Here is a 26151-nt window from a genome sequence, read left to right as displayed (position 1 = left end):
CTCAGCGGTTGACGGGAAGGTTGAGTTCTTCGGCGAGCACTTCGAGTACGTCGCCAAGGATGGCGACGATCTCGCCGATCTGCTCACGGGTGATGATCATCGGCGGGCAGACGAGGAAATGGTCGCCCTCCACACCGCCGCGCGTACGCCGTGAATAGATGATCAGGCCGCGCTCATAGGCGAGATCGACCATGCGCTGGTGCGCGTTGAGTTCCTTCGGCAACGGTTTCATGGTTTCGCGATCGGAGACGAACTCGGCCGCCAGCAGCAGTCCCTTGCCGCGCACGTCGCCAATGAAGGGGAAGCGGTTGGAAAGCGCCAAGAGTTCAGCCTTCAGCGCCTCGCCCATGACGGCGGCATTATCGATCAGGCCAAGCCGATCGATTTCGTCGAGAACGGCGAGACCAGCGGCACAGGCGAGCGGATTTCCTGCATAGGTGAAGCCGTGCTGAAACCCACCGGCGTCGAGCACCGGCTGAACGATCCGCGACGGTGCGGCCATGGCGCCAAGGGGGCAGTAGCCCGAAGCAAAGCCCTTCGACAGGGCGATCAGATCCGGGCGGCAATTCCAGTGGTCGCCGCCGAGGAATTTTCCGGTGCGGCCAGCACCACTCATCACCTCGTCATGGATCAGTAGGATGCCGTACTTGTCGCAGATCTCGCGAATGCGCGGATAGTAACTGTCGGGTGCCACGAGCGCGCCGGTGGAAGCGCCGCCGATCGGCTCCATGATGAAAGCGAGCACGCTCTGCGGGCCTTCCGCCTGGATCTGCTCCTCCAGCATGTCGGCATATTTGATGCCGCGCTGCTCCATCGTCAGGTTGTCCCGATCGAGATAGGCGGTCGGCGCCGGCACCTTCGGCATTTCGCGCATCATTGGCGAGAAAGGTTCGGAAAGCGCGGCGTAACCGGTCACCGCCAGGGCGCCGAGTGTGCCGCCATGGTAGGACGGAAAGCGCGAGATCACCTTCCAGCGGTCCTTCTGACCGGTGGCAACCGCCCATTGCCGCGCGAGCTTGAGGCAGGATTCGACTGCTTCCGAGCCACCGGAAACGAAGAAGATCTTGTCCATGCCCTCGGGCAGCTTTTCCGCCGCGCGGCGGGCCAGATCTTCGGCCGGCTCGTTTTCGAAGTGCAGCCGATAGGCGAAGGTGACGCGGTCCATCTGGCTCTTCATGGCATCGAGCACATTGCGGTTGCCGTGACCGATATTGACCACCATGGCGCCGCTTGAGCCGTCGATTACCCGGCGTCCGTCCTGGTCCCAGAGATAGATGCCTTCGGCCCGATCGACCAGCGGCCGACGCAGGCGCGACTGGTAGAAGAGATGCGAGGCATGTCGTTCGTTGGAAGCTGTCGTCTTGAGCATGGCAAATCTCTGTCAGCGAGTGAGATAGTGATTGAGAACATTGGCGGTGACGCGCTCGACCATCGCATCACCGCGCTTGAGGGCCGCCACCCATTCGCAGCTGCCGGCGTGGAACACCTCGCCCTTGCCGCGCGGGAAGTTTATGATCATGCCGCAGCCGCGCTTGACGCGTTCGACGGCCGCAGGGGCAGTGTCGCCGATCAGCGTTTCGGCGACGAATTTCGCGTCGGCATCCGAAAGGAATTGGTCGTCTGCGGGGATGTCGGCGCTTTCTTCCTTCAGCGACGACATGCCGAGCGCGAGGATTTCGAGCCCGTCCGGCGCGCCGCTGTCCTCCGTCGGCTCCGGCAGGCCGTTACGGATAATATAGTCGAGGCCATCAACCTCGTAACCAAACGCATGGCCTTCCGCGCCGAGGATATCACCGTAGTAGATACCCGTTCCGGAGAAGGCCCAATGCTCCGGCCGATAGACCGGAAAGCCACGTGCGCCACGCGGAGCGCAGCCGCCCCAACCGACATAAAGACCACGCGTGGCATTGAGCCCGAATGTCGCCGCCCCCGGCCGACCGATCTCGGCTGCTTCCCAGGAGCCGCTGGTTCGCGTCGGATCTGCCGAGCGATAGGCGGGGTCTTCTGCTCGTGATCGGTACTTGTAGCAAACCTGCCGCTTGCCGCCGTCTTCCAGCCGCGTCTGCCACATGAAGTTGCCGGCAAAGCGCGCCGCCTTTCCGCCGCGTTCGACATAGTTGTCGACCGCATCGCGCATTTCCCAGGTCCAGTATTCGTCATGGCCGACGAAGACGACGCAATCGTAGCCGTCGAGGATCTCCGGGTTGAAATGAAGCTCGTGCTGGCTGGCGAGATCGACGGCATAACCTTGACGTTCCGCCCAGCGGAAGAAGTGGCTGTCATAGCTCGCCCAGCCGGACGAGGCATATTTCTTGGAATAGCCGTTGGCATAGGCCCATTCCATGTGCGGATAGCGCGGGGCAACCGCCATCGGCGCATAGATTTCCAAGGGCACCCGTGGAGCATCCGGGGGCAGCACGACGAAGCCACGGCAGAACGGACGTTCGATGCTGACGGTCGTCGCATACTGATCGCGGTTGGGGCCGGTGATCCCCTGGTAGTGGTTCGACCCGCCCCAGGTGTTATACGAGGTCCAGGAGCCGGTGGCCGCCACCTGCAGCACCCGGCCCGGCTTGCGGCCAGCGAGCGGCCGAACAATGAACAGATGGTGGCAATGGATCGGCGCGCCGTCCCTGCCCTCGGCCCTCAAGGTGATGCGATAGGCGCCGGACGGCCAGTCTTCGGCAATCTTGAATTCGAAGCTTGTTTCCCAGCCACAGCCGATGACCGAACATTGGTCCGGCGTTTCCTGCAAGCGCGCATCGAGCGCGTCGCGCTTGAAAACCGTCGTCTCCATCGCTCCATCGCGCGTAATTTCAAGCGAGAACCGTGAAGCTGTCGAACTCACTTGTAGCCGCGCGGTGGCACCGGACGGATAGGCATAGCGGTCGGTGTAGCACCAGATCTCGCCGCGCTCACCGTCCATGCCGGGATATTCGTAATAGTGACCGAGCACCGCCTCGCGGCGCTGTTCCGGCGTCAGGCCGAAGTCGGGATACTGATTGCTTTTGTCCATCGTGGCACCCATCACGCTGCCAGGTATTTCTTGAGGAACGCCCGGGTGCGCTCCTGCGTCGGCTGGCGGAAGATTTCGCTGGGCGCCCCTTGCTCGATGACGACACCGCCGTCCATGAAGAGCACGCGATCGGCGACCTCGCCGGCAAAGCGCATCTCGTGGGTGACGATCAGCATGGTCATGTGCTCGGCAGCGAGCTGTTTCATGACGGCGTTCACCTCGTCGACCAGTTCCGGGTCGAGCGCCGAGGTGGCCTCGTCGAAGAGCATCACCTTGGGCTGCATGGCGAGCGCCCGGGCAATCGCGACGCGCTGCTTCTGACCACCGGAAAGCCGCGACGGAAAGGCGTCGACCTTGTCCTTGAGCCCCACCTTCGACAAAAGCTCGATGGCGAGTTCACGCGCCGCAGCCTTGCCCATGCCCTTCAGGATGATCGGGCCCATGGTGATGTTCTGTAGCACTGTCAGATGTGGGAACAGATTGAAGTGCTGGAACACCATGCCCATTTGCTGGCGCACGGCATTGATGTGCCGTTCGAAGGATTGGCCTTTCAGGTTCTGGTCGACCTTTACGCCATCGAGCCAGACCTCGCCGCCATTCAGCGTCTCCAGGTGGTTGATCGATCTCAAGAGCGTGCTCTTGCCCGACCCGCTCGGGCCGATGATCGCGACGATCTGTCCCCGGGCAACGGAGAGGTCGATGCCCTTCAGGACCTCCAGCGCGCCGTAATTTTTGCGGGCGCCCTTGACTTCGACCATGGGTTTCTGAGCGGTCATCGGGAGACCTCCACGTTCTTTTCGACCTGGCGCAGACCCGCTTCGAGGACGAGATTGATGATGTAATAGAGGGCGGCAACCGTGATGTAGAATTCGAACGGCCGGAATGTCTCGCTGATCGCGAGCTGTGCTGCGTGCACCAGTTCGGCAATGCCGATGATCGAGACGAGCGAGGATTCCTTCAGGAGCACGATCAGGTTGTTGCCCATGGCAGGTATGGTGTTGCGGATCGCCTGCGGCACGATGAAGTAGCGCAACGTCTGCATGCGGCCGAAGCCGAGGCTGCGCGCACCTTCCGTCTGGCCGGCGTCGACGGCCACGATGCCTGCACGAAGGATATCGGCATTGTAGACGGCAAAGTGCAGACCGAGGCCGATGATGCCGGCGATCAAGGCGGGGATCTTGAGGCCCAGTTGCCCGAGCCCGTAATAGATCAGGAACAGCTGCAGGAGCAGCGGCGTGCCCATGAACAGCCACATGAAACCGCGCACCGGCAGGGCGACCGATTTCGGCGCGTAGAGCACGACGAGGGCGAAAACGATGCCGAAGACGAAGCTGATCGCGGCGGCGGAAATGGTCAGAACGACCGTCCACCAGACACCGATCCAGAGGATATCGGCATAGGGTGGAACGACGCTGAAATCGAGACCTTGCATATGGCGTGTCCCCCTCAGGCTATGGCGTAGCGTCGATCAAGCAGATCGACGATCCGCGCGACGACATAGACGATGAGCATGTAGAGCACGGCGGCCACGCCGAAGATCTCGAACGGCTTGTAGGTCGAACCGATATAGCGCTGCGCCGTGTAGGTGAGTTCGACCACGGAGATCGTCGAGACCAGCGCCGATCCCTTGACGAGCGCCACTGCATTGACGCCGAGCGGGCGGATCATGAGACGCGCTGCTTGCGGTAGCACGACCTTGCGCATGGTCTGGAACCGGCTGAAGCCGATCGAACGGGCGGCTTCCGTCTGGCCGCGGTCTACCGACAGGATGGCGCCGCGGATGGATTCTGCCATGTAGGCGCCGATATTGAGACCGAGGCCGATGACGCCGGCAGCGAAGGGCTCCAGATTGATACCGATCTGCGGGCCACCGAAGTAGAGCACGAAAAGCTGGATGAGGCAGGGCGTGCCGCGAAACAGGCTGACATAGGCGGTGCCGAAGGCGCGCAAAAGGAACGAGCGCGACATCTTTGCGGTCGATATCAGGAACGCAACGACGAGGCCGAGCGCAAGCGCAAGTACCGAGATCTCGATCGTGATCCACGCCGCTTCCACGAAAAACGGGAAGACGCGCTGCACCAGCGAAACGTCCATGGGGAAACTCCGGAAGGCAAACTCATGATCTCCGGCCGCAGCTCGTGCGGCGGCCGGAGAGACGGAAGCGTAGGGGATCAGCGGATGTCGCTGCCGACCCATTGCATCGCGATCTTCTCGTAGGAGCCGTCTGCCAGCATGTCCTCAAGTGCCTTCTGCATCGCCGCCTTCAGTTCCGGATTGTTCTTGCGGATGGCGATACCGATCGCGACGCTGCCGCCTTCGATATCAGGCGTTTCGAGACGGCGGACCTTCTCGCCGGTCTCCTTGACGGCAACCATCACCGGGATGTTGTCGACGACGATCGCATCGACGCGGCCGCTCTTCAGTTCCATCAGCAGTTCCGGCAGACCCTTGTAGGTGCGGACATCCCAACCGCCCTGCTCGCGCGCCCATTTCTCATGGGTTTCGCCGAGCGTTACGCCAAGCGTCTTGCCCTTGAGTTCGTCGAGTTTCTGGACACCAGATGCTTCGCTGACGAAGACGGCGCGGCCGGCATGGTAATAGGGGCCGACGAAGTCGACGACCTTCTCCCGCTCCGGGGTAATCGTCATCGAGCCGACGATGGTGTCGTATTTGTTGGCAAGCAGGCCGGCGATGATGCCGTCCCAGGCGGTCGTTACCAGCGTGCCCTTGACGCCGACGCGCTCGGCAATCGCCTGACCGATCGAGGCATCAAAGCCGACGACCTGGTTCTCTTCATTGACGAAATTGAAGGGCGGGTACTGGCCCGACATGGCGATCTTCAGTTCGCCAGCAGACTTGACGTTCTCAAGGTCGTCAGCACGAGCCGATACGGCGGAAAAAGTCGCAGCAATGGTGAGCGTCGCGGCCAGGAGGCCGGAGAATAGGGTCTTCATGAAATGTTCCTTGTTCCTCTGGATTGGGGCGCGCCTTCTTGTGCGCTTGGGATTGGCAAGGGGCGCCTTCCGAATTTCATGATTGCTTCTGCTTCAGCATTGCGCAAATAGATAATGGAAATAGAAGGCATAGATTTCAGGAATGGCATCACCGCGATTGGAACGGCTCGTCTGGGAGCTCGACTGGAACCTTCTGCGCACCTTCGTGGTGATTGCCGAGGTGAAGAGCATCACGCGCGCGGCCGAGCGGCTGAACCTCAAGCAACCGAGCGTCAGCAACGCGCTTCGACGGCTGGAAGACCGCGTTGGACGCCGCCTCGTCGAACGTGACGCGACGCGTTTCGATCTCACAGAAGTCGGACAGTTGCTTTATGAGCAGAGCGTGGAAGTCTTCGGCACGATCTCGCAGCTGCCGCAACTCGTGCGCGGCGTCAGTGACGACGTCACCGGCCATGTCACGATCGCGGTCGCAAGCCACGTGGTCTCACCGATCTTCGACCGCGCGCTGATGGAGTTTCACCGCAGCTATCCGCGGGCGACGCTGACGATCAACGTCGGCCCAAGCGGCGAGGTGACGCGCCAGGTCCGGGAGAAGCGTGCCTCCTTCGGTCTTTGCCTCGTCAGCGTGCGGGATCCGGCGCTCGACTATCTGATGGTCTTCCGGGAGTTTTTCGGCTTTTTCTGCGGCCCACACCACCGGCTGTTCGGTCGGGACGGATTGAAGCTTGCCGACCTCAAAGGCGAGACGTCAGTTTCCTTCCATACCGACCATATCGCCGACGCGCTTCGGCCTGTGGCGCTGCTTCGCAGCGAAGCCAAGCTCAACGCCAATGTCGTCGGCGTTTCGTCAAGTCTCGAAGAGGTACGCCGGATGACGCTCGCCGGTCTCGGCGTCGGCTCGCTGCCGCTGCATGTCGCCCGCCGCGATGTGGCGGACGGGCTCCTGTGGCGCCTGCCACCCTATGACAATCCGCCCGCCATCGACATCTTCATGCTGACGAACCCGGAGAAAGCGATCAACCGGGCCGAGAAGGCGCTGATCGCCGGTTTGCAGACGCTGATCGCAGAAACGCCGGTTGAAGAACGCGTCTATGCCTGATCTGCGCGTGCAGGCTCGTTGCTCGACAAGAGCGCCTCGGCGCGCGCCCGCGCGTCTGGCTCTAACGCAATTGCCGCGCGTCCCTCAAGATCGAAGCGTACGGTCGTGGTCCTGCTGACCGCATGCACGACGCCGTCGAGCGTACCGGACATGATCTGCTCGAAGGTAACCGACGAGCGGCCGAGCTTGATGACGCGCGACCGGATGGTGATCAGCGTGCCAGCCTTTGTTTCGTGTTTGTACTCGACCTCGGAGCGCACGTCCGCCCACCCCCTGCCCGATTCCGTCTCCACGCCGGCGATGTGGCCGAGAAGCTGGAAGCTCGCATCGTCGAACATTGCGGCGTAGTGGCGCACATTCATGTGTCCCATCGTGTCGCACATCCAGGGGTGAGCGACGCCGACATAGGTTGTCAAAGCTTGGATGGACATGGGTGCCTCGATCGTTGCGTAGGATCGGTTGCCAGACATAGCGGACGCCCGGCGCTTCTGTCCATGGTGATCCGGAACAACGTCACATCGGCGGCCGCGTCTACATTGGTTTGAGAAAAGGTGAGAAAAATCCGTGGGTAAGCGCGCTTGTTTTGGTCGGCAGCTAGGCGCGGCTGCGTCGCTCTCCTAGATTGGCCGCTTGCGACGTGAGGAGGAATGAGCGTGAAAGTCTATCTCGCTGGCCCGGAAGTTTTTCTGTCCAATGCGGTCGAGATCCAGAAGGAGAAGGCGGCGCTGGCACGCGCGGCCGGCTTCACGCCTCTGGTGCCAGGCGATCTCGAAATCCCTCCGGCCCCCACCAAGCATGAACGTGGCCTTGCGATCTATGCGGTGGACGAGGGCATGATGCTCGCCTCGGATATGATCATCGCCAACCTGACGCCGTTTCGCGGCATCAGCGCCGACGTCGGCACGGTGTTCGAGCTCGGCTTCATGTGCGGCCGTGGCAAGCATGTCTATGCCTATACCAACACTTCGCGCAGCTACTACGAACGTATCCTGAATGATCATTACAAAGGCAAAGCTGCCCTGCGCCCCGACGGACGCATGGCAGGTGCCGACGGCCTCAGCATCGAAGATTTCGACATGGCCGACAACCTGATGCTGGATGGTGGCATCCTTCGCCGCGAGGGGGCGCTGATCAAACGCGAAGTGCCTGAGGCCGATCGCTTTACCGACCTCGAGGCTTTCAAGGAATGCCTGGCCATCGCCGCAAAGCGGCACCTGGCGTAGAGTTACGGTTGGTCCTGTCGTCCGGCGAGGGCCTGCCGAATTCGAAGAAATCATCGACCGTGACGGCCGGGTCGCCGAAACTTATATCTCTGATCTCGTTGCGGCCGGCCGCTCTCGCAAATTGTATGTCTGAAGCAGTTCTCGCTTCTTTTAAGGAGGCGATCGCGCCGATTTCTTTGCTTGACATGAAACCGGACTCGATCGCCAGAAGCGCCGCTCAACCGCATCGATCGATTGGCAGCGCCGAGCCAACCTTCTATAGAGTTTACCGATCGGGAAATTATCTGCGGGAGACATCATGGGCCGCGTTAATTTTCCCGTTCGGGAAAATTAATCTCGACAGAGCACCCAAAATGCTGCGATTTTCCCGATCGGGAAAATAGTGATGGCAAAACGGGTTAAAACTCCATCTGATATCGGCGCCCTGGTCCGAAGCGCACGCAAGGAGCAAAACTTGCGGCAGGACGAACTCGCCGGCGTTGCTGGCGTCGGGCTCCGGTTCATTGTCGATCTCGAGGCCGGCAAGCCGACAGCACAGATAGGAAAAGTGTTGCAGGTTCTGCAAACGCTCGGCTGTTCGATCGACATTCTGTTTCCTGGTGAACGCAGACAATGATGACAAGGGTTCTCAACGTCTGGTGGGACAGTCGAATTGTCGGGCAATTCACCCAGGATCGGCACGGCGATATCGGCTTCGCCTACGCTGAAGCTTGGCTTGATGATGAAAGCTTACTTCCGCTTTCAGCCTCCCTCCCGAAGCGCCCGGAGCATTTTCCCGTCGTGAATGCAGACCATTTTTTGGCGGCCTGCTGCCCGAAGAAAGCCAGCGTCTGGTTGCAGCGCAAGCATTAGGCGTCTGTCTTCCACGTAGGTCGGGCACAAATCATAAGCCACAACTTTCCAGAAGCCAGATCGAGATGCAGTGGCTCGTTTTCAGGTGTGCCGCTTTCGTCGCGGACCCGGTCGATTTCGCGAAGCACGCGCGGGGCGGAGTCGCGAAACTGCCGTCCCGCCGTCATCGCTAAGAGCTTTCGCCGAAGTTCAGGTCGAACGCACCCCGCGAGTGTTCTGAGGGCAGCGAAAGTCCTAATCGGAGGCGCAGGGCCAGCCTGTCGGCGTGCTCAGACCTGCCGGCAATTTGGTCGAACTGTCGCCGCAAGTCATATCCACCTGCTCCTGTTCCAGTCCTGTTGCCTCGGACAAGTTGACGCCCTCGATCCGCGTCAGAAACATGAAAGCACCATTGAAGTCGATCGGCCCGGTGAAGCTCGTATTGGTGAAATCGGCACGGGAAAGATTGGCGTGCGAGAAGCGGGTCCCCGTCAGTTCCGCCTTATCGAAATTGGCGCGTCCGAGTTCGGCCTTCTCAAAGCTGGTGCCTGTCAACTGCGCGCCGCTGAAGTTGGCGCGCTGCAGTTCGGAATTGACGAAGGAAGCCTTCTCGGCCGAGACGCCTGCAAAGTTGCAGCGATAGGCCTCTATTTTCGCGAAATTCGCACCATTTGCAGTGGCTCCCGCCACGGATGAACGCACAAGCGTTGCCTTCTCGAGGTTGGCGTCCGTTAAGTTCGCGCCCCGCAGATCCGTCAACGTGAAATCAGTGTTGACCAGATTGGCACCCTGAAGATCGCTGCCGCCAAGCATGAGCGCTTTCTTGTTGCAGTCGGTCCAATCCGCGCCGGGTGCTGCCGAGTCTTTGCAATTCGCGGCGTGGCCGACCGCCGGCGCCGCCAGGGCGACAAAGCAAGCCGTGATTGCCGGCGCCAGCAAATTTTTCACCGTGCGAGCCGTCCCCTTCAGCGCTTTCCGGCGCAGCGCCGTGGACTGGCGCATCGCGCCGCACCCGTGGTCGAGATCGGTTTTGAGGATAGTCATGGCGCCGCTCCGGGACCCGCGGGGTCGAATGGTTTGCATTTCAGATGGCATACACATCCTTTGGATGATCGGCATCACCGGTTGTGCGTGCTTCGCTGGTAAACGTATGACGTTGTTGCCCTTTATGCAAATAACAGAATTGAAAACGCTTCGTTTCAGATAGCGGCTTCCAACAGCCAGTCACGCAGTTTGGCGTGGGGGCTCTCCTCGATAATGGCTGCTGGTGCGAGCAGTTGGTAGACCGTTCCGTCCTCGATAAATCCCGCGGGTGCGGCGAGAATGCCGCTATCGATGTCATCACGTACAAGTTGCCAAGGACCGATCGCGACACCGATTCCGGCGACTGCGGCCTGAAGGCTTATGTAGAAATGCTCGAAACTCTGTGAGCGCCGCCCGAGCGTGCGGCAATCGGCGAGCCTTGCCCAGGTTTCCCACGCGTCCGGGCGGCTACGCGACTGGAGGAGTACCGCATCGGCGCGCAGTTCCGGCAGGCGGTGTGCGTCAAGCGGGTCAAAAAAAGATGCAACCTTGTCGACACGGCAGACCGGGCCGGTGCGTTCACGAAACAGCGGGGTCGCATGGACCGCGCCCGTCTGCACGAAATCGTTTCGCCGGATAGCGAGATCGATGCCGCGCCCCAGTGTTACCGGACCACCCCCGGCAACGAGATGTACAGGGACATCCGGGTGCCGCCCTTGAAAATCCGGCAATCGCGGGATGAGCCAGCGCATCAGAAGCGTCGGCTCGCAGGAAACTACGAGGGCAGGCACCCTCGCCTCTTCTCTGATCTCCCGGACGGCCGCCTCGACGAGAGCAAAACCCTCGCGCACGGCAGTTGCGAGCTTGCGGCCGGCGTCCGTCAGGAAGACGCGCCGGCTCCGCCTTTCAAACAGCGCCACGTCCAACTCGTCCTCCACGAGACGGACTGCCCGGCTGATCGCGCCATGGGTTAGATGCAACGCCTCCGCAGCGCGGCTGAAGCTTTCGAGCCTCGCCGCCGCCTCGAAGCAGCGAAGCGCTGCCATGGGCGGCAGGCGAAAGGCGTTAATCTGTGAGCTAGGCTCACCAATATCGTCAGGATTCATCGTTAGTCGCCGCACCGTTTGTCGCTTATTGCTTCTGCAACATCGACGGAACAAGCGAGATATGCAATGACGGAACTGTTAGCCGTAGTCACCATTACGATCTTGGCTGTCATCAGCCCCGGCCCCGATTTCGCGATGGTCACGCGCAACAGTCTTTTGCTGTCCCGACGGGCCGGCGTTTTGACTGCGCTCGGGATCGGCGCAGGTGTCTGCGTCCATGTCGCCTATACCATCCTGGGTGTCGGGCTTGTAATCCGGCAATCGATCCTTCTCTTCAGCATCTTGAAGCTTGGCGGTGCCGCCTACCTGATCTGGCTCGGTTTCAAGATGTTACGCGCCAAGCCTGCGGGCCCGCTGGAAAAGCTCGACGTTCCGGCGCTTTCCGATCTCGGTACCCTGCGCACCGGGTTTTTCACCAATGCGCTCAATCCAAAATCGACGGTCTTTATCGTCAGCCTCTTCATGCAGGCCGTCGAACCGACGACCCCGCTGCTTTTGCAAGTCGGCTATGGCGGCTTCATCGCAGCCGCCCATATCGTCTGGTTCGCCTTGGTGGCCTTGTTCTTTTCGTTCGGTGTCGTGCGTGTTCGCCTTCTTCGACTGCGGCATTGGATCGATCGCGTCTTCGGCGCCTTGTTGGTGAGTTTCGGCCTTCTCTTGGCAACCACGAGTGTCACCAGACCCTAGCTGCGGCGAACCTCTGACAGGCGCCTATCTCCTGTCATTATCGGCCGCATGCCTTGCCTGGGACGCGGAAGCATGCAATATCCATACAATTATCAAGGCCGGATATTGTAGCGATGAACGACGAACGCTTGCAGATTTCGTGGAGCCCCACCATTCGCAAGGCTGATGGACCTCTCTATCTCGCGATCGCGGATGCGATTGCCGCGGATATTGCCGATGGACGGCTTGCGGACGGGATGCGACTGCCGCCCCAGCGCGTGCTGGCAGACGCGCTGGGGATCGACTTCACCACCGTTAGCCGTGCTTACAACGAAGCGAGGCACCGTGGCCACGTGGAAGGCCGCGTCGGCCAGGGCACCTATGTTAAGGCACGGCGGGCCAATATCGCCCGTCCGGCGACCGGTGGCATTGTCGACATGAGCATGAATCTGCCACCGTTGTTTGACGATCACGCGCTTTCTGCGCGGCTTTGGGATGACATGGCAGCACTTCAGGCTGAGCACGGGCTCGACCTTCTGATGCGCTACCAGGCGCCCGCCGGCACACTGCACAACAGAGCCGCCGGCGCCGCCTGGCTGAGACCGCGCCTCGGCGAGGTGCCAGTCGGGCGCATGCTGGTCTGCCCCGGCGCGCAAGGCGCGCTGCTTGCCGCGCTCAGCAGTTTGGCCAAGGCGGGCGACACCATATGCGCCGAGGCGATTGCTTACCCGGGTCTTCGGGCGCTCGCCGCCCATCTCGGCATCACGCTGCTGGGGGTCGCCATCGACGACAAAGGCCTTATTCCGCAAGCCTTTGAGGAGCTTTGCTCGACGCATACATTAAAGGCCCTCTACTGCAATCCGACGCTTCACAACCCGACGACCGTCACGCTCTCGCTGGAGCGCCGAGACGCAATCGTCACCATCGCCAGACGACACGGCGTCCCAATCATTGAAGATGACGCTTATGGCGCCCTCCCGGTGGCACCGCCGCCCGCGCTTGCTGCGCTGGCGCCGGATCTTGTCTACTATATCGGGGGCCTGGCAAAATGCCTCTCGCCGGCGCTCCGCATCGCTTATCTCGTCGTGCCGGATAGCCGCAGCTCGGTCCGGATTGAGGGCGTCATCCGGGCAACCGCCGGCCTGGCTTCGCCCCTCACAGCCGCGATCGCGACCCGCTGGATCGAGGATGGAACGGCAGATGCCGTCCTTCGCGCCATCCGCACCGAAACAGCCGCTCGGCAAAAGATAGCCGAAAACGTTCTTCCCAAAGGTACGGCCGTGAGCGACCCTCATGCCTTTCATGTCTGGTTGCGCCTGCCGCGGCCCTGGACCCGCGGCGAGTTCAGCGGGCGGCTGCAGGCGGCGGGTATTGCGGTCGTTCCGAGTGACGCCTTTGCCGTCGGCCCGGCCCCGGAAGCCGTACGCCTGGGGCTGGGCGCGGCAGCCACACAAGAAGAACTGCGCCGCAGCCTGTTGACCATCGCTGACCTCCTCGGCCAATCCCCCGCCGCATCCAGCCTCGTGGTCTAAGGGAAACGGCGCTGCTGGCGGGCGAAATTGTCGCAGTAATGTATGCATACAATAATTTGACAATGTATGCTTTCGAGCGCTTAATCCTCTGGACCTGAGGCGGCGCCTAGGAATGGCCGGCCGCATACCAGGCAACATCGGCGCAACATCAGCATGGGCCGAACAAGACGCCTGAAAGGAACAACTATGTCTTCGGATCACGAATGGCCACCCATCCCACCCATGCAGACGGGGCTGCGCGGCCGTTGCCCGCGCTGCGGACAAGGACACCTCTTCCAGGGGTTCCTGAAGATGCGCAAGGAGTGCGAAGTCTGCGGTCTCGACTATTCGTTCGCAGACCCAGCGGACGGCCCCGCCTTCTTCGTCATCTGCTTTGCCTGTGTGCCAAGCGTGCTTCTTGGCGTCTGGCTCGAGGTTCAGTATAGCGCGCCGCTCTGGGTGCATCTGCTGGTCACCGGCCCGTTCATGCTTTTGACATGTATTCCACCGCTTCGACCCTTGAAGGGATGGCTCGTCTCAAGCCAGTTCTTCTACAAGGCCGAGGAGGGCAAGGTCGTCAGGCGCAGTGCGGATCCGCCGGTCGCGACAACGCAGTAGTGCCGCCGAGACCGCGCCTCACTGCGAGAACATGGATACCGGTCGCCGATAGCGCGGCGACCATCTTCAGGTGGCGGCGCGCCTTGTCAGGCGACAGATACCGTCCGCCCGCATCGCCGGGAAGGCCGATCATTTGCTCGATACAGCGCGGCACTGGTCGAACAGAACCTTCTCCTTGGCATCCGCTTCGGGGCCTAGCCAAGTCAACGCGCCGAACTCGTCCCCAATCCGCCAACGGTAACTGCCTCCGTCACCGTGCGCAGACACATACATCTCCTCGGAGCGGTCGGTGAGGCGCCACATTCGGACGGTTTTGTCCGCAAGTTCCGCCAGCACGGACTCCTCACCGCTCTTCTTCTTCGCATAGGCAATGGTAACCGGACCTTGTTCGCAAGAATAAGCAATGACCGTTACTGCTGTGGTCGCCTTTGCTGCGAAAGATGAAGATGCATCCGAGAGCGACATGACTGCCGCGGCGATGAGGAATGCACATCGATTCATGCCGATATCTCCGATCGGATCGTGCAGGCCGGCTCACCTTGCGGGCCTGAGCCCTCGGAGAAGGTACAATCATTGGTTTTATTTCGTCAAGCAAGTCGCGACCATCTGGAGCGCGCCGGAGCGTCAGCGCAGCGTTCCCTTCAAAGCCGCTTTTAGAGGCGTTGCGTGTGGGTCGCTGCGGCACTGATCGCGAACGGTCGGTCGCCTCCCAGACCCGCATCTCCGTTCAGTACGAAGACAAGGACAATGCCGACGAGCAGGTCAAGGGCTTCGTCCGTCTGCAGCGCAACTTCTAATCCGACCACCATCGGATGCAATGGCCCGCAACCTCTGCCGAGGTTGCGGGCTTTCTTATTGCCAGCGAAATACGTCAGCCGCCGAATCCGGCGCTGATCAATTGGCTGGGGTTGGCTCGCCCAGCGAAAGCATCAGACGGTTCGCCCAGTTGAAGAACGCGGCGCCGTGGATCACATCGGCGATTTCCAATTCATCAAGGCCGGCCGCAACCAAGCGTGCGACATGCTCGTCGCCGAAGGCGGGCGGTGTCGCAGTCAGCGCGACGGAGGCGGCAATGATCGCATTCCATCGCTCGCCAAGGTCGGCACCGACACCCTCATCCAACAGCTTTTGCACATCGTCGCCTCGTTTCGAATGATGAGACGCGAAGCGCGCGTGGACCGATGCGCAGAAGATGCAGCCGTTTGACCGCGAGGCGGCCGTAGCCGCGAGTTCGCGCTCCGCGCGTGGCAAGCCCGTGCTTGTATTGTAGAAGATGTCCTTGTCCGTCTTCGTACGTGCCTCCAGTACCTCCGGATCGCGTACCAGCAGACGAAAATAGGGAGACTTTGCGCGCGCCGCTTCGACAAGCCCGCGAAGGTGTCGATCGGTCAGATCGTCCTCCGCCAAGGGCTGGAGCCACGGCGTCCAGCCGATTTCGGCCTGGGTGAAGGCTACAGGAGGATTTTCTACGCCCGGTGTGATGGCAAGTTCAGTCATTGTCGCGGTTCCTCTCGATGTCTTATGCGGCGGCACGTTTCGATGCGGCGGAAAGCAGGCTGAGCCCGGCGATCACCCGGATCTGGAACGCGACAAACGAGACGAGTTGCGACAGCGTGACGATACCATCTGTCGTCCAGCCGGCGTCGAGCAGCGCCTGCAGCGCTTGCGGGCTGGCCTCGCGCGGGCGGAAGACGAGCAGATGGGCATGTTCCAACGCGGCTGAGAGCCTTTCGCCGAGCACGTCGCGGTTTGTGTCCGAGACGCGATAAAGCAGACCCACCTTGTTCTCGACGCTCAAGGGCCCCTCGGGGTAATCGCCGTAGGGACCCGTCGCCTGCCCTGCCCCAATCTCCGCCTTCAATACCTCGACAAGCCAGCGATCCGTACCGCTTTCCTCCAGGGGATTGGCATAGAATTCATAGATATCCGGTTGACGGTGAAGTCCGGCGATGAAGCTCGCAATCGTCTGCCGCTCCGCCAGGGAGACATCGCCAAATACCTTGGGTCGAAATAGCGCGAGATAGCTTTGCTGCGCCTGCTCTCGCGTTTCCGGTCTTTGGGCGCGTATCCGGTCGAGGCTCGATCCCGGCGTGATGCCGGCGAGCAGATCGATGATGTCTGGTGACACTTGGGGCATGGCTTTGTCTCCTCTACTGGGGGAAATCGGCGCTCAGTCTCAACCGACGGCACCAAACCGGCGCGCGTGGAACTTCTCCTGCGGCGACCAGCCGAGCGCTGGCGCAACCTTGGTCGCGATCAATTCGATCGAACGCAGGATCGAAGGGTGCGGCGGATCGACGGAGTGAACCTGGAACACGAGGTCGGTCACGCGCTCCAGGGTCTCGTCGCCGCTGAGGCTTTCGATGACGTCATCTACCGAGCCGACATGGACGTCGAATGCGGCGATCAGATCGGCAAGGGAGTTGCCGGCAACCTTGTGGCCGGCGGCGATCAAGCGTTCTGCACCGCGGTTCAGCCCGATCTCCGCGAGGCGCAGCGCTTCAGCACGGCTATCGGCGACAAAAAGGCTGCGGGACCCGAGGATGCGCGGCGCGCGACCGGAGGGAAGCGCATGCAGGTATGCGTCGATGATCGGGTTCTGTAGTTCCGCCAACGAGGCGTTCGGTTTGTCCTGCGGCCGCGGCTGCGTGCGCGACAGCATCAGGCCGTCGCCAGCACGACCGGCGCGCTCGCCGCCGGCGGCCGAGAAGGTCGCCTGCCAGATGCGATCGAGCAGTTGCGGCGCTGCGGGATAGAGATGATCCCCGCCGGCAAGCGCTCGGCCGGCCCAGGCATCAAGCACGGTTTGGAGATGCCGACCGAAGACCACACCACGCTCCGCGCTTTCAAGGCCGAAGGCGGTAAAGGACGACGGCGTTCCGCCTGTGCCGAATCCGACCTCTAGGCGACCCCCGGAAAGCAAATCGAAAACCGCTGCATCTTCCGCCACCCGGATCGGGTTTTCGAGCGGCAAGGTAATGACGCCCGTGCCGAGGCGGATGCGCGTCGTCTCGGCCGCTACATGAGCGAGGAAAACAAGGGGGGCGGGCAGGCCGCCTTCATCAGCATGGAAGTGATGCTGCGCCACCCAGGCGGTATCGAAGCCGAAGCGCTCGGCGGTCACGATCTGCTCCTTGGCGTAGTAATAGCGGGTGCCGGCGGGAACCTCGTCGAGCACGCGTGTGAAAAAGCCAAGGCGCTTGCGTGGGGTGGTCTGTGTCATGGTCAGTCCTTGTTCGTAATTCCCGCCGCATCAGGCAGCGGCCCGGGGGCTTTGCCCGGGAATGGCGTTGATCAGCTCGCGGGTGTAGTTGCTGCCGGGATGTTCGAAGACCTCAGAAACCACCCCACCATCGACGAGGCGCCCATCCTTGAGGACGGAAACGGTGTCAGCGATCTGGCGCACAACAGCGAGGTCGTGGGACACGAAGAGGTAGGTCAGGCCGAGATCGCTCTGCAGTTCCTGGAGCAGGGCGAGAATGCGCGCCTGGACGCTCACATCCAGAGCGGATACCGCCTCGTCCAGCACCAGAACCTGAGGATCGAGCACAAGTGCCCTGGCGATCGCGACCCTCTGGCGCTGGCCACCGGACAGCGCGTGCGGTCGTCGCGAAAACGCGTCTTCGGGCAGCCCTACCCGGGAGAGGATCGCCCTGGCCTTCTCCTCGCGATCGCTGCGCTTGAGCCGGCTGAAATTGAGCAGCGGCTCTGCCACGATTTGCAGGATGCTTTGGCGTGGGTCGAGCGATCCGTAGGGGTTCTGGTAGACGAGCTGGATCTTGCGCCGGAACTGCCGGAGATCCTCCCCGACAAGACGGGAGAGATCTGTTCCGTCGATTTCGATCCGCCCAGCGGTCGGTTTGTCGAAGCCAACGATACTTCTGATGGTCGTCGTCTTTCCCGAACCGGACTCACCAACGATCGCGTGGGTCGACCCGCGACGGACACGAAAGCTCAGATCGTCGACCGCGCGAAACCGCCTTTTGGCCTCGCCCGCAAATTCGCGAACAAGACCGTCGACGACGACAATATCGTCGTGAGCGCCTGATGCTGCCGAACTGGCCGCCGGCCTGGACACGGGGCTTGCGAAAGACGGTGCAGCCGCGAGCAGTTGCCGCGTGTACGGGCTACGCGGGGCGGCGAGAACGACGCTGGCTGCGCCTTGTTCCTGAATTCGCCCGTCCTTGAGAACGACGATCCGGTCAGCGCGGTCGGCTGCAACGCCGAGGTCGTGGGTCACGAGAAGTACGGCGGTACCGTACTCTGCTCGCAGTTCATCGATGAGATCGAGAATGCGTTTCTGCACCGTAACGTCGAGCGCACTCGTCGGCTCATCGGCGATGATCAACTGCGGTTTCAGGGCGATGGCGATCGCGATCAACACGCGCTGGCGCATGCCGCCAGAAAGCTCGTGTGGATACTGCAGCGCCCGCAATGCCGGCTCGCTCAGGCCCACACGGGCAAGCAGGGTAATGACGCGATCGTCGATCTCGTCAGGGCGCAGCGCACCGTGGATCCGGAAGATCTCGCCCACCTGCGCGCCGATGGTCTTGACCGGATTGAGAGAGTTTCCCGGATCCTGCGGCACGAGGCTGATCCTGGCGCCACGTACCGTTTCCAGTTGCCGATCGGTCCATCGGGCAATGTCGGTTCCGTTGAGCTTGATGCCACCGCGTTCGACGCGACCATTCTGAGCGAGCAGACCGATGATCGACTGCGCCGTGGTGGTCTTGCCGGAGCCGGATTCGCCAACAAGGGCAACGACTTCGCCAGGATTGATGCTGAAGGAAACATCGTGGACGGCGCGTCGTTCCGCAGTTCCATCACCATAGGCTATGCATAGTCCCTCGACTTCGAGAACGGAAGGCACCTGTTTGGGGATCACGGTCATGCTGAGGCCTTTCCGAAGGATTGGCTGACCCGGTTGGCGGCCAATACGACGAGAACGACCACGACGCCGGGAGCCGTCGTCAGCCACCAGGCCGTCGAGATGTAGTTGCGGCCTTCTGCGATCAGCAGGCCCCATTCGGGCGTCGGCGGCGGCGCGCCATAGCCGAGAAATCCGAGTGTCGAAATTTGCAGGACCGCCGAGCCGAACTGCAGCGATGTGAAGGCGAGAACCGACGTCAGCGAATTCGGCAGGATGTGCCGCCAAAGCACCGATGCAAACGTGCCGCCGCTGCCGAAGGCCGCCTCGACATAGTCGCTGCGGCGTACACGCACGACTTCGGCTCGGGCCAGTCTGGCGAAGCCCGCGACCGAGGTGACGCCGACGGCAATAGCCGCATTCACCGTGCCGAAGCCGAGCAGGATGATGATGCTGAGCGAAAGCAACAATGGCGGGATCGACAGGAAAACATCGACAAGCCGCATGATCGCGTCATCAAAGCGACGCCGGACGGAGCCGGCGACGACGCCGAGCCCGGTGCCCACGATAAGACCGAGGCCAACGGCGACAAAGGCACCCGTCAGCGAATGCACGGCACCGTGGACGATGCGCGCGTAGAGGTCGCGTCCGAGAGCATCGGTCCCGAGCAGATGTTCTGCGCTGGGGCGCTTCAACTGCGCGCCACCCACGCCCTCGAGCGGGTTGTAGCCTGTGAAGAGCGAGGGGGCGACTGCCCAGAGGAAAACCGTCGCCAGGATGAACCAGGACAAGGCCAGTCCCGGAGGCACGCGGCGTAACGTCGAGGCCACGCGAGAGCGCCGTCCTTGGGTCTGCCGCATTGCATCCGCAGCGATGTCGTCGTGAATCGTATCGAAGGTGGTCATGCGGCAACTCCGACTTTTGTCCTGAGGCGCGGATCGAGCACGGGATAGAGCAGGTCCACGACAAGATTGATGATCACGAATGCGAGCGCTGAGAGCACGACGATGGCCTGGAGGACGGCAGCATCCTGGCTGCCGACGGCCCGTTCGGTAAGGCCGCCGATGCCGTTGAGCCCGAAGACGGTTTCCGTCACCACGGCCCCGGCGATCAGTTCACCGAAGAGCACGCCCGCAATGGTCAGTGTCGGGAGGAGCGCATTCTTCGCCACATGCCGCCAGAGAATCCAGTGACGGTTCGCGCCTTTGGCACGGGCGACGCCGACGAAAGGCCGCGTCAACACGTCGTCGATGTTGCGCACAAGCACCTGGGCGAGCGGTGCAGAAATCGGCACCGCGAGCGTGAAGACGGGCAGGATCAGTTCCTGCCAGGGGCCGGGATTGATGACCGGAACGAGCTTCAAGCGGAAGGAAAAGATCTGGATCAACATGATCCCAAGCCAAAAGGTGGGGATCGAGATGAAGAGCGAAGGAACGGATTGCAGCACTCCGCGCAGCCAGGTGAACGGCGTCAGACTGGAGAGGAAGGCGATGAGGATCGCCAGCACGGAGGCAAGGAGGAAGCCAAGCGTGGCGAGTTTCAACGTTGCCGGCAGATGGACTGCGAGCAAGCTGCTGACCGGAACGCCCGCCTGAACGGAGTAGCCGAAATCGCCGGTCAGGAATTTGCCGATCGTCTGCATGTATTGAACGAGAACGGGGCTGTCGGCGGCATAGGACGCACGAATTTCGGCGACCTGTTGCGCGGTCAGTCCAAGATCGGGGTTCTGGAACTTGATGAGGATCGCATCGCCGGGCATCGCCTGCAGCAGCACGAAGGAGATCGTGAATGCGGCCCACAGGACGAAGAGCGCCTGTCCGACGCGATTAAGCAAATAGGCGGACATGATCCAATCCTCTGCACGCGAATTTCGGGGAGTGGCGGCCACCGCAAGCGCAGTGGCCGCGGGTCGATCAATGCTCGGCGAGCCAGGTGCTGTAGAAGCTCGGGCGACCGACTGCCTCGAAGGCGATGCCCTGGACGTAAGGGGCGCCGGCGTAGGCCTGCGGTTCCTCGAAGATCGGGATCGCATAGGCCTGATCCACGACGTAGTCCTGGATCTCGCCGGCGATCGCGAGGCGCTTTACACGGTCCGGCTCGGAGGCCAGTGCGTCGAGCAGGCCGTTCAGCTTGTCGTCGGCGAAGCTTTGGACCTTGTCGCTGAGGCCACCCTTCTGACGCAGCACGTCGCGGTTCTTCGGGTAGTACTGGCTCTTGATCACGTCGGGGTCGGCGCGACCGACCATCGCCGGTGAGACGGGCGTCTTCAGCGGATCGAGATCGTCGACCGTCCTGCTGCCACTATCGCCGGCAAGAACGTTAAGCTTCACGCCAACCTTGCCCCATTGCTGGGCGACCAGTTGCAGCGTCTCCTTGTTCTGCGGTTGCGGCAGAGATTCGTAAGCGGTCAGCACAAGTTCCTTGCCGTCCTTCTGGCGCAGGCCGTTGGATCCGACCGACCAGCCGGCCTCGTCGAGCAGCGCCTTGGCTTTCTGCGGATCAAAAGCGAGCTTTGCCGAGATATCCTTGTAGCCGAGCGCGGAGGACGCGATGATAGAGGTCGCCTGCGAATAGTTTGCGGAGAACAGCGTCGTGACGATTTCCTTGGCATCGGTCGCGTGCAGCAGCGCCTGGCGCACCTTGATGTCGGCCACGAGCGGATTGTCCGGCCGGAAAACGACGCTGTTGTTCACGCCGCGTGTCGATGGTGCGTAGATCTGGTAGTCCTGTGCCTCGACTTGGCTCTCGTCATAGGCCTGGACCTGGCGGATGAAATCTGCCTGGCCCGCAAGCAGCGCACCGATGCGCACGCTGTCTTCGCCGGTGATGATGTATGTGATGCCATCGAGATAGGCGCGGCCCTGGTGCTCGAGCTTCGCGGGACCCCAAACATACTCTTCGCGCGCCTTGAGGTTCAGCTCCTTGCCAATCGTCTCGCTCTCGACCACGAAGGGACCGGAGCCGATGATCTTGGTCGCATCGCCAAGCTCTTCGAAGGGAAGCGAAAGGGTGCTGGCGGCGACAAGCCCGGAGCCGATAACGGATGTTCCCTGCAGGAAACCCGGCGAAGGTCGCTTGAAATAGAATTTGACGGTCAGCGGGTCGACGACTTCGCTGCGCTCATAGTTGTTGATGACTTCGGAAACGGGGTGCTTCAGCGCTTTGTTGCCGAGACCGAAAACGTCGTAATTCTTGGCGACGGCCGCCGCGTCGAGTGGCGTGCCGTCGGAAAAAGTGACGCCCGGGCGGATCTTGAACGTATATTCGGTCGCATCCGCATTGACCGTCCAGGATTCGGCGATCCACGGTTCGATCTCAAGCGTCTTCGGGTTCTGATAGGTCAGCTTGTCGGTGATCTGATTGAGGATACCGCCGTTCGGATAGAAGCCGCCTGCCGGGGGATAGAGATTGGTATGGGCCTGCTGTTCCAGATAGATCAGCGTCCCGCCTTTTACCGGCTCCGTGCCTTCGGCGTGGGCACCCACGTGGGTCAGGCCGGTCGCCGCGAGCGTCGCGAGGGTGAGCGCAAGCCGTTTCAGTTTCGTCGTCATGAGAGCCTTCCTTCGAAAATCCGAAGGCTATGGTACGACTGTCGGCGTCATTATCAATTAAATCTAGTAAATTAATATGCTATATGTTTCGACGGATGGGAAAGAAGCATCCCGCTCGCAGGCAAGGCTGAGATAATTGTCCCCGGCGTGCAAATTCACGTCGATCTCGACATGCTCCGAGCATCTCGTCTTTGTGGAAAAGCCGCCCCTGTGCCCACCCGCCACACACGCGACATGGACACGTGCTTGATTGCGGCCGGCATTGACAAGCCTGTCATTATCCGTTGAAAAAACTCGGCAATTCCTTTGAACCTCCCAGGGATCGAAAAGCATCATGGAAAGCAACAAAGTCCTCGTCGTCGGCGGTGCCGGCTATATCGGCTCGCACACCTGCCTCGAACTTGCCAACAAGGGGTTCGAACCCGTCGTCTATGACAACCTGTCGAACGGTCACGAGGAATTCGTGAAATGGGGCGTGCTCGAAAAAGGCGATATCCGTGACCGCCAGCGGCTCGACGAGGTACTCGCCCGCCACAAGCCGCGCGCCATCCTGCATTTTGCCGCGATGATCGAGGTCGGTGAATCAGTCAAGGATCCGGTCTCCTTCTACGACAACAACGTCATCGGCACCCTCACCCTGCTTTCGGCAGCACTTGCCGCCGGTGTCGAGGCCTTCGTCTTCTCATCGACCTGCGCCACCTACGGCCTGCCGGAAAGCGTGCCGATCGACGAGCAGCACCGCCAGGCGCCGATAAACCCCTACGGCCGGACGAAATGGGTATGTGAGCAGGCGCTGAAGGACTATGGCCAGTACAAGGGCCTTCGTTCGGTGATCCTGCGCTACTTCAACGCCGCGGGCGCCGATCCGGAAGGCCGCATCGGCGAGTGGCACGAGCCCGAAACGCACGCGATCCCGCTTGCGATCGACGCTGCCCTTGGCCGCCGGCAAAGCTTCAAGATCTTCGGCACGGACTACGACACGCGCGACGGCACCTGCGTGCGCGACTATATCCATGTGCTTGATCTGGCCGACGCGCATGTGCGCGCTGTCGAATATCTGCTTGCCGGCGGCGACAGCGTCGAGCTCAATCTCGGCACGGGTACGGGCACGACCGTCAAGGAGCTCTTGACGGCGATTGCCGACGTCTCCGGCCGCGAGTTCAATATCGACCGGGTCGAACGTCGCGAGGGCGATTCCACCACGCTCGTCGCCAACAACGACAAGGCACGCGACATTCTCGGCTGGGTCCCGCAATACGATCTGTCGGATATCACCCGCACCGCCTGGAACTGGCATTCGCGTCGCAACCAGGGCGCCTGATGAATTGCTGAACCGGTGCGGCGTTTCAGGCGCCGCACCGAAAAGACTTAAGCTACGCCGCCTGCCGCAATGGCTTCGGTACGATCCGCGAGCGCAAACGTCGCGTCAGCGGCTTTTCGAGAAGCAGATAGGCGGCGACGCCCAAGGCCGTTCCCGATACGACGGCAAGGAACGCCGATAGAGCGAGGTCGACACCCGCCCTGGCACAGACCTTCACCACAACCGATATGGCAAAGGTGTGCCAGAGATAGATGGAATAGGACGCATCGCCGAGAAGCATCGGCAATCCACGCGGGCGAAACCAGCCACGACTTTCGAGCGCCAAGGTTCCGACGACAAGCATGACGGCCAAGGGCCCGAGCACGAATTCGTCGAAAGGCAAACGAAACACGGCCAGCGCCGAAAAACCTGCAATCGCGATTGCAACGAGCGCCATGCCGGCATTGCTTCCCGGTACCCTGCCCCGCAGCCACAGTTCGGCAATGATCATACCGGCCACGAATTCGAGAATGATCGGCCGCGTATAGGTGGCGATCAGCACATTGTCGCTGTCGATGGCAAAACCCAAGCCGACCAGCAGCAGGAAGCATGCGGTGATCGCCAGCAGTCGACGCGACCGCGGCAGCAAGAGGGTCAAGGCGAAGATGGCGTAGAAGAACATCTCGTAGTTCAGCGTCCAGCCCTGTACCAGAACCGGCCACACCTCGCCGGTGCTTGGAGAGGCCATTGGGACGAACAAAAGCGATGCCACCACGTGGGTGGGGCTAAGAACGAGATTGGGGAAAAGCCCGGCAAGGCCGCCAAGAACCATGACGGCTATTGCCAGCCAATAGACCGGCGCGATCCTTTGAACGCGGTCACGCAGGAAAGAGATCGGCGACATTGGCTTGCGCTCGCTGATCACCCACATGATGAAACCACTGATGACAAAGAAGATGTCGACGCCGGCAGCGCCGATCGCGAAATGATGCCCTGTGCGCTCGGCCGCATGAAAGACGACGACGCCGAGCGCCGCAACGGCACGCAGGTACTGGATCCCGTAGATTGTGGTCATCGCGCCCCCGTTGGTCCGGTTCATCAGTACCTCAGCTGCGGCATGCCCTGCGGCACGATCCGCGCTCTGCGAACCTCAGCCGAGCGCGCATCCGGTCGGGGTTGCGGCAAGGTCAGCTTGCCGGCGGCGAAATAGAGCAGGAACGACCCGACATGGTAGGGGTTCATGATGTCGATCTCGACGAAAGAGCGCACCAGCAGCAACATCGCGATACCGAAGAGCACCGAGGACTGGGTATCGTGGTCCTCCGTCAAGAGGCGCTTGATATGGCCGAGAACGGTCGTCAGCAGAATGCCCGATAGCAGGACAAGCCCGATTGCACCTGTTTCCACGATCGCCTCGATGAAGGTGTTGTGGAAATGGAAGCCCGAGCGCGTCGAGATGAAGAATTCTTCCCAGAGGCGTTCGGCCTCAGAGAAGCCCTGAACCCAATAGGCCTGGTAGCCGACGCCGACCACCGGCGATGCCATGGCAGCTTCGATGCCCTGCTGCCACAGATAGGTGCGCCCGGTCAGCGTCGAATCCTTGCCGAAGAGACCAAGCACCAGATCGACGCCGCCGCCATAGATGCCCGCGACAGCAACCAACGCCCCACAGATGACAGCTGCAAGAAACAGACCCTTGCGGTGGCCGGGCGAGAGCAGGCCGACGACGCGCATGCCAAGCCAGAGCCCGATGATCACGGCGGTGGTCAATACGGACGTGGCCGATTGCGAAGCGAGCAGCGAATAGGCCGCAAGCAGCCCGAGCGCGCCGGATGCCAGCAGCCACAAGCGTCGCTCCCCAAGAGCGACAGGCGCAATGAAGGCGAAGTAGATGCCGAGCGAGGCGTAGAAACCCAGCTGGTTCTTCGAGGCAAATGCGCCGACGAAGCTGTATGTGCCGTCCAGCGGATCGAGATGGTAGACACCAAAGAGCAAGGAATAGACGAGCACGATCCCGATGCCCGCGATCGCACTGCGCGTCAGCGTTCTGATATCGATGAGCCTCATGGCGATCAGGGCGCAAACGACATGCGACAGATATTGGATCCCGGTGCGGGCCGTCATCGAGGGTGCCGCCGACCAGAAGACCGACAGACAGGCAAAGACGGCAAAGCCGAGGATCCACAGACGCCTGCCGTAGTTGCCGAGCACGCGACGGTAATCGACAAGCACCAGCGGCAGCCACAGTCCGTAGTAAAGCAGGATCGACGCCTGCCCGAAGCGAGACGAATAGGCGAAGACGAAGAACGACAGCGCAATCGCAATGGTGCCATAGGCACCATTGCGATCAGGCGATATCAAGCTCGACTTCGCAATTCTCACGGTC

At 61.5% G+C, this 26151-nt stretch carries 28 protein-coding genes and 1 pseudogene; 9 read left to right on the top strand and 20 right to left on the bottom strand.

Annotated elements, in window-relative coordinates:
• Position 1: 1 nt before the first annotated feature.
• The 6 genes from BLU35_RS12530 to BLU35_RS12505 form a co-directional block, all read right to left on the bottom strand.
• A complete protein-coding gene (locus BLU35_RS12530) occupies positions 2–1369 on the bottom strand; it encodes an aminotransferase family protein (RefSeq protein ID WP_093233236.1) in 1368 nt (455 codons plus the stop codon).
• Between the two features lie 12 nt (positions 1370–1381).
• Entirely contained in the window at positions 1382–3016 is a 1635-nt protein-coding gene (locus BLU35_RS12525; protein WP_093233295.1) for a N,N-dimethylformamidase beta subunit family domain-containing protein, read from the bottom strand.
• An 11-nt stretch (positions 3017–3027) separates the two neighbouring features.
• Positions 3028–3792, bottom strand: a complete 765-nt coding sequence (locus BLU35_RS12520; RefSeq protein WP_093233235.1) for an amino acid ABC transporter ATP-binding protein — start codon at positions 3790–3792, stop codon at positions 3028–3030.
• Positions 3789–4448, bottom strand: coding sequence for an amino acid ABC transporter permease (locus BLU35_RS12515; protein ID WP_093233234.1), 660 nt, complete (start codon positions 4446–4448; stop codon positions 3789–3791). The genes BLU35_RS12520 and BLU35_RS12515 overlap by 4 nt, the downstream gene beginning before the upstream one ends.
• Positions 4449–4462: 14 nt before the next feature.
• Complete coding sequence (locus tag BLU35_RS12510; RefSeq protein WP_093233233.1) at positions 4463–5110, bottom strand: amino acid ABC transporter permease; 648 nt, start codon at positions 5108–5110, stop codon at positions 4463–4465.
• Positions 5111–5187: 77 nt separating this feature from the next.
• Entirely contained in the window at positions 5188–5970 is a 783-nt protein-coding gene (locus BLU35_RS12505) for an ABC transporter substrate-binding protein (protein ID WP_057249525.1), read from the bottom strand.
• A 142-nt stretch (positions 5971–6112) separates the two neighbouring features.
• On the opposite strand from BLU35_RS12505, the gene BLU35_RS12500 reads away from it, so the two are divergent.
• Entirely contained in the window at positions 6113–7069 is a 957-nt protein-coding gene (locus BLU35_RS12500; protein ID WP_093233232.1) for a LysR family transcriptional regulator, read from the top strand.
• Here the strand turns inward: BLU35_RS12500 and BLU35_RS12495 are convergent.
• Positions 7060–7500, bottom strand: a complete 441-nt coding sequence (locus BLU35_RS12495; RefSeq protein WP_093233294.1) for an acyl-CoA thioesterase — start codon at positions 7498–7500, stop codon at positions 7060–7062. The genes BLU35_RS12500 and BLU35_RS12495 overlap by 10 nt on opposite strands.
• A gap of 216 nt (positions 7501–7716) precedes the next feature.
• Between BLU35_RS12495 and BLU35_RS12490 the strand changes: the two genes are divergently transcribed.
• The 3 genes and pseudogenes from BLU35_RS12490 to BLU35_RS12480 all read left to right on the top strand — a co-directional run.
• Positions 7717–8292 carry a nucleoside 2-deoxyribosyltransferase gene (locus BLU35_RS12490; protein WP_093233231.1) on the top strand — a complete coding sequence of 192 codons (576 nt, stop codon included), beginning with the start codon at positions 7717–7719 and terminating at the stop codon, positions 8290–8292.
• A gap of 385 nt (positions 8293–8677) precedes the next feature.
• Positions 8678–8908: a helix-turn-helix transcriptional regulator gene (locus BLU35_RS12485; protein WP_093233230.1), complete on the top strand. Its 231-nt coding sequence runs from the start codon at positions 8678–8680 to the stop codon at positions 8906–8908.
• Positions 8905–9149 (top strand): annotated as a pseudogene (locus BLU35_RS12480) (HipA N-terminal domain-containing protein); the annotation flags it as partial. The gene BLU35_RS12485 and the pseudogene BLU35_RS12480, both read left to right, overlap by 4 nt.
• Here BLU35_RS12480 and BLU35_RS36835 read toward each other — a convergent pair.
• The 3 genes from BLU35_RS36835 to BLU35_RS12470 all read right to left on the bottom strand — a co-directional run bounded on the left by BLU35_RS36835 (position 9141) and on the right by BLU35_RS12470 (position 11192).
• Positions 9141–9383, bottom strand: a complete 243-nt coding sequence (locus BLU35_RS36835) for a hypothetical protein (protein WP_502688151.1) — start codon at positions 9381–9383, stop codon at positions 9141–9143. The pseudogene BLU35_RS12480 and the gene BLU35_RS36835 overlap by 9 nt on opposite strands.
• The gene (locus BLU35_RS12475) at positions 9379–10125 is read right to left on the bottom strand and encodes a pentapeptide repeat-containing protein (protein WP_093233293.1); all 747 of its coding nucleotides are present in this window, start codon (positions 10123–10125) and stop codon (positions 9379–9381) included. Before BLU35_RS12475 ends, BLU35_RS36835 begins: the two co-directional genes overlap by 5 nt.
• Positions 10126–10322: 197 nt before the next feature.
• Positions 10323–11192, bottom strand: coding sequence for a LysR family transcriptional regulator (locus BLU35_RS12470; protein ID WP_286161517.1), 870 nt, complete (start codon positions 11190–11192; stop codon positions 10323–10325).
• Between the two features lie 126 nt (positions 11193–11318).
• On the opposite strand from BLU35_RS12470, the gene BLU35_RS12465 reads away from it, so the two are divergent.
• The 3 genes from BLU35_RS12465 to BLU35_RS12455 all read left to right on the top strand — a co-directional run bounded on the left by BLU35_RS12465 (position 11319) and on the right by BLU35_RS12455 (position 14047).
• Positions 11319–11939, top strand: coding sequence for a LysE family translocator (locus BLU35_RS12465; RefSeq protein ID WP_093233228.1), 621 nt, complete (start codon positions 11319–11321; stop codon positions 11937–11939).
• Between the two features lie 113 nt (positions 11940–12052).
• Positions 12053–13450 carry an aminotransferase-like domain-containing protein gene (locus BLU35_RS12460; protein ID WP_093233227.1) on the top strand — a complete coding sequence of 466 codons (1398 nt, stop codon included), beginning with the start codon at positions 12053–12055 and terminating at the stop codon, positions 13448–13450.
• Between the two features lie 186 nt (positions 13451–13636).
• Positions 13637–14047 carry a DUF983 domain-containing protein gene (locus tag BLU35_RS12455; RefSeq protein WP_057249508.1) on the top strand — a complete coding sequence of 137 codons (411 nt, stop codon included), beginning with the start codon at positions 13637–13639 and terminating at the stop codon, positions 14045–14047.
• A gap of 129 nt (positions 14048–14176) precedes the next feature.
• On the opposite strand, the gene BLU35_RS12450 is transcribed toward BLU35_RS12455, so the two are convergent.
• Positions 14177–14548 carry a hypothetical protein gene (locus BLU35_RS12450; protein WP_093233226.1) on the bottom strand — a complete coding sequence of 124 codons (372 nt, stop codon included), beginning with the start codon at positions 14546–14548 and terminating at the stop codon, positions 14177–14179.
• A 167-nt stretch (positions 14549–14715) separates the two neighbouring features.
• Here BLU35_RS12450 and BLU35_RS36115 point away from each other — a divergent pair, with 167 nt between their 5' ends.
• Entirely contained in the window at positions 14716–14844 is a 129-nt protein-coding gene (locus BLU35_RS36115) for a hypothetical protein (RefSeq protein WP_286161508.1), read from the top strand.
• A 97-nt stretch (positions 14845–14941) separates the two neighbouring features.
• Here BLU35_RS36115 and BLU35_RS12445 read toward each other — a convergent pair whose 3' ends face one another.
• The 7 genes from BLU35_RS12445 to BLU35_RS12415 form a co-directional block, all read right to left on the bottom strand.
• Positions 14942–15544 (bottom strand): alkylhydroperoxidase domain protein, encoded by a 603-nt coding sequence (locus BLU35_RS12445; RefSeq protein ID WP_093233225.1) that lies wholly within the window; start codon positions 15542–15544, stop codon positions 14942–14944.
• A 22-nt stretch (positions 15545–15566) separates the two neighbouring features.
• Positions 15567–16184: a CMD domain protein gene (locus BLU35_RS12440; RefSeq protein WP_093233224.1), complete on the bottom strand. Its 618-nt coding sequence runs from the start codon at positions 16182–16184 to the stop codon at positions 15567–15569.
• 39 nt (positions 16185–16223) lie between these two features.
• Positions 16224–17270, bottom strand: coding sequence for a putative FMN-dependent luciferase-like monooxygenase (locus BLU35_RS12435; protein WP_093233223.1), 1047 nt, complete (start codon positions 17268–17270; stop codon positions 16224–16226).
• Between the two features lie 30 nt (positions 17271–17300).
• Positions 17301–18938: a dipeptide ABC transporter ATP-binding protein gene (locus tag BLU35_RS12430; protein WP_093233222.1), complete on the bottom strand. Its 1638-nt coding sequence runs from the start codon at positions 18936–18938 to the stop codon at positions 17301–17303.
• Positions 18935–19819 (bottom strand): ABC transporter permease, encoded by an 885-nt coding sequence (locus BLU35_RS12425; RefSeq protein ID WP_093233221.1) that lies wholly within the window; start codon positions 19817–19819, stop codon positions 18935–18937. The genes BLU35_RS12430 and BLU35_RS12425 overlap by 4 nt, the downstream gene beginning before the upstream one ends.
• Positions 19816–20760 carry an ABC transporter permease gene (locus BLU35_RS12420; protein WP_093233220.1) on the bottom strand — a complete coding sequence of 315 codons (945 nt, stop codon included), beginning with the start codon at positions 20758–20760 and terminating at the stop codon, positions 19816–19818. Before BLU35_RS12420 ends, BLU35_RS12425 begins: the two co-directional genes overlap by 4 nt.
• A gap of 67 nt (positions 20761–20827) precedes the next feature.
• On the bottom strand, positions 20828–22465 hold the full coding sequence (locus BLU35_RS12415) for a TIGR04028 family ABC transporter substrate-binding protein (RefSeq protein ID WP_093233219.1): 1638 nt from the start codon (positions 22463–22465) through the stop codon (positions 20828–20830).
• A 334-nt stretch (positions 22466–22799) separates the two neighbouring features.
• On the opposite strand from BLU35_RS12415, the gene galE reads away from it, so the two are divergent.
• On the top strand, positions 22800–23786 hold the full coding sequence (gene galE, locus BLU35_RS12410; RefSeq protein WP_057249491.1) for a UDP-glucose 4-epimerase GalE: 987 nt from the start codon (positions 22800–22802) through the stop codon (positions 23784–23786).
• 52 nt (positions 23787–23838) lie between these two features.
• Here the strand turns inward: galE and BLU35_RS12405 are convergent, their stop codons facing one another.
• Together BLU35_RS12405 and BLU35_RS12400 are read right to left on the bottom strand one after the other, a co-directional pair.
• Positions 23839–24840 carry an acyltransferase family protein gene (locus tag BLU35_RS12405; RefSeq protein WP_093233292.1) on the bottom strand — a complete coding sequence of 334 codons (1002 nt, stop codon included), beginning with the start codon at positions 24838–24840 and terminating at the stop codon, positions 23839–23841.
• Positions 24841–24863: 23 nt separating this feature from the next.
• Positions 24864–26147: an O-antigen ligase family protein gene (locus tag BLU35_RS12400; protein ID WP_093233218.1), complete on the bottom strand. Its 1284-nt coding sequence runs from the start codon at positions 26145–26147 to the stop codon at positions 24864–24866.
• Positions 26148–26151: the final 4 nt, after the last annotated feature.

The sequence above is a fragment of the Sinorhizobium sp. NFACC03 genome (assembly GCF_900103435.1).
Lineage (GTDB): Bacteria > Pseudomonadota > Alphaproteobacteria > Rhizobiales > Rhizobiaceae > Ensifer.
The sequence above is the reverse complement of the archived record's forward strand: the minus strand, read 5'-3'. Positions and strand labels throughout refer to the sequence as shown.

Excerpts from the sequence above, each read along its gene's own strand:
- BLU35_RS12530 (WP_093233236.1), bottom strand. The coding sequence starts at position 1,369 with ATGCTCAAGACGACAGCTTCCAACGAACGACATGCCTCGCATCTCTTC.
- BLU35_RS12525 (WP_093233295.1), bottom strand. The coding sequence starts at position 3,016 with ATGGACAAAAGCAATCAGTATCCCGACTTCGGCCTGACGCCGGAACAG.
- BLU35_RS12520 (WP_093233235.1), bottom strand. The coding sequence starts at position 3,792 with ATGACCGCTCAGAAACCCATGGTCGAAGTCAAGGGCGCCCGCAAAAAT.
- BLU35_RS12515 (WP_093233234.1), bottom strand. The coding sequence starts at position 4,448 with ATGCAAGGTCTCGATTTCAGCGTCGTTCCACCCTATGCCGATATCCTC.
- BLU35_RS12510 (WP_093233233.1), bottom strand. The coding sequence starts at position 5,110 with ATGGACGTTTCGCTGGTGCAGCGCGTCTTCCCGTTTTTCGTGGAAGCG.
- BLU35_RS12505 (WP_057249525.1), bottom strand. The coding sequence starts at position 5,970 with ATGAAGACCCTATTCTCCGGCCTCCTGGCCGCGACGCTCACCATTGCT.
- BLU35_RS12500 (WP_093233232.1), top strand. The coding sequence starts at position 6,113 with ATGGCATCACCGCGATTGGAACGGCTCGTCTGGGAGCTCGACTGGAAC.
- BLU35_RS12495 (WP_093233294.1), bottom strand. The coding sequence starts at position 7,500 with ATGTCCATCCAAGCTTTGACAACCTATGTCGGCGTCGCTCACCCCTGG.
- BLU35_RS12490 (WP_093233231.1), top strand. The coding sequence starts at position 7,717 with ATGAGCGTGAAAGTCTATCTCGCTGGCCCGGAAGTTTTTCTGTCCAAT.
- BLU35_RS12485 (WP_093233230.1), top strand. The coding sequence starts at position 8,678 with ATGGCAAAACGGGTTAAAACTCCATCTGATATCGGCGCCCTGGTCCGA.
- BLU35_RS12475 (WP_093233293.1), bottom strand. The coding sequence starts at position 10,125 with ATGCGCCAGTCCACGGCGCTGCGCCGGAAAGCGCTGAAGGGGACGGCT.
- BLU35_RS12470 (WP_286161517.1), bottom strand. The coding sequence starts at position 11,192 with ATGGCAGCGCTTCGCTGCTTCGAGGCGGCGGCGAGGCTCGAAAGCTTC.
- BLU35_RS12465 (WP_093233228.1), top strand. The coding sequence starts at position 11,319 with ATGACGGAACTGTTAGCCGTAGTCACCATTACGATCTTGGCTGTCATC.
- BLU35_RS12460 (WP_093233227.1), top strand. The coding sequence starts at position 12,053 with ATGAACGACGAACGCTTGCAGATTTCGTGGAGCCCCACCATTCGCAAG.
- BLU35_RS12455 (WP_057249508.1), top strand. The coding sequence starts at position 13,637 with ATGTCTTCGGATCACGAATGGCCACCCATCCCACCCATGCAGACGGGG.
- BLU35_RS12450 (WP_093233226.1), bottom strand. The coding sequence starts at position 14,548 with ATGAATCGATGTGCATTCCTCATCGCCGCGGCAGTCATGTCGCTCTCG.
- BLU35_RS12445 (WP_093233225.1), bottom strand. The coding sequence starts at position 15,544 with ATGACTGAACTTGCCATCACACCGGGCGTAGAAAATCCTCCTGTAGCC.
- BLU35_RS12440 (WP_093233224.1), bottom strand. The coding sequence starts at position 16,184 with ATGCCCCAAGTGTCACCAGACATCATCGATCTGCTCGCCGGCATCACG.
- BLU35_RS12435 (WP_093233223.1), bottom strand. The coding sequence starts at position 17,270 with ATGACACAGACCACCCCACGCAAGCGCCTTGGCTTTTTCACACGCGTG.
- BLU35_RS12430 (WP_093233222.1), bottom strand. The coding sequence starts at position 18,938 with ATGACCGTGATCCCCAAACAGGTGCCTTCCGTTCTCGAAGTCGAGGGA.
- BLU35_RS12425 (WP_093233221.1), bottom strand. The coding sequence starts at position 19,819 with ATGACCACCTTCGATACGATTCACGACGACATCGCTGCGGATGCAATG.
- BLU35_RS12420 (WP_093233220.1), bottom strand. The coding sequence starts at position 20,760 with ATGTCCGCCTATTTGCTTAATCGCGTCGGACAGGCGCTCTTCGTCCTG.
- BLU35_RS12415 (WP_093233219.1), bottom strand. The coding sequence starts at position 22,465 with ATGACGACGAAACTGAAACGGCTTGCGCTCACCCTCGCGACGCTCGCG.
- galE (WP_057249491.1), top strand. The coding sequence starts at position 22,800 with ATGGAAAGCAACAAAGTCCTCGTCGTCGGCGGTGCCGGCTATATCGGC.
- BLU35_RS12405 (WP_093233292.1), bottom strand. The coding sequence starts at position 24,840 with ATGACCACAATCTACGGGATCCAGTACCTGCGTGCCGTTGCGGCGCTC.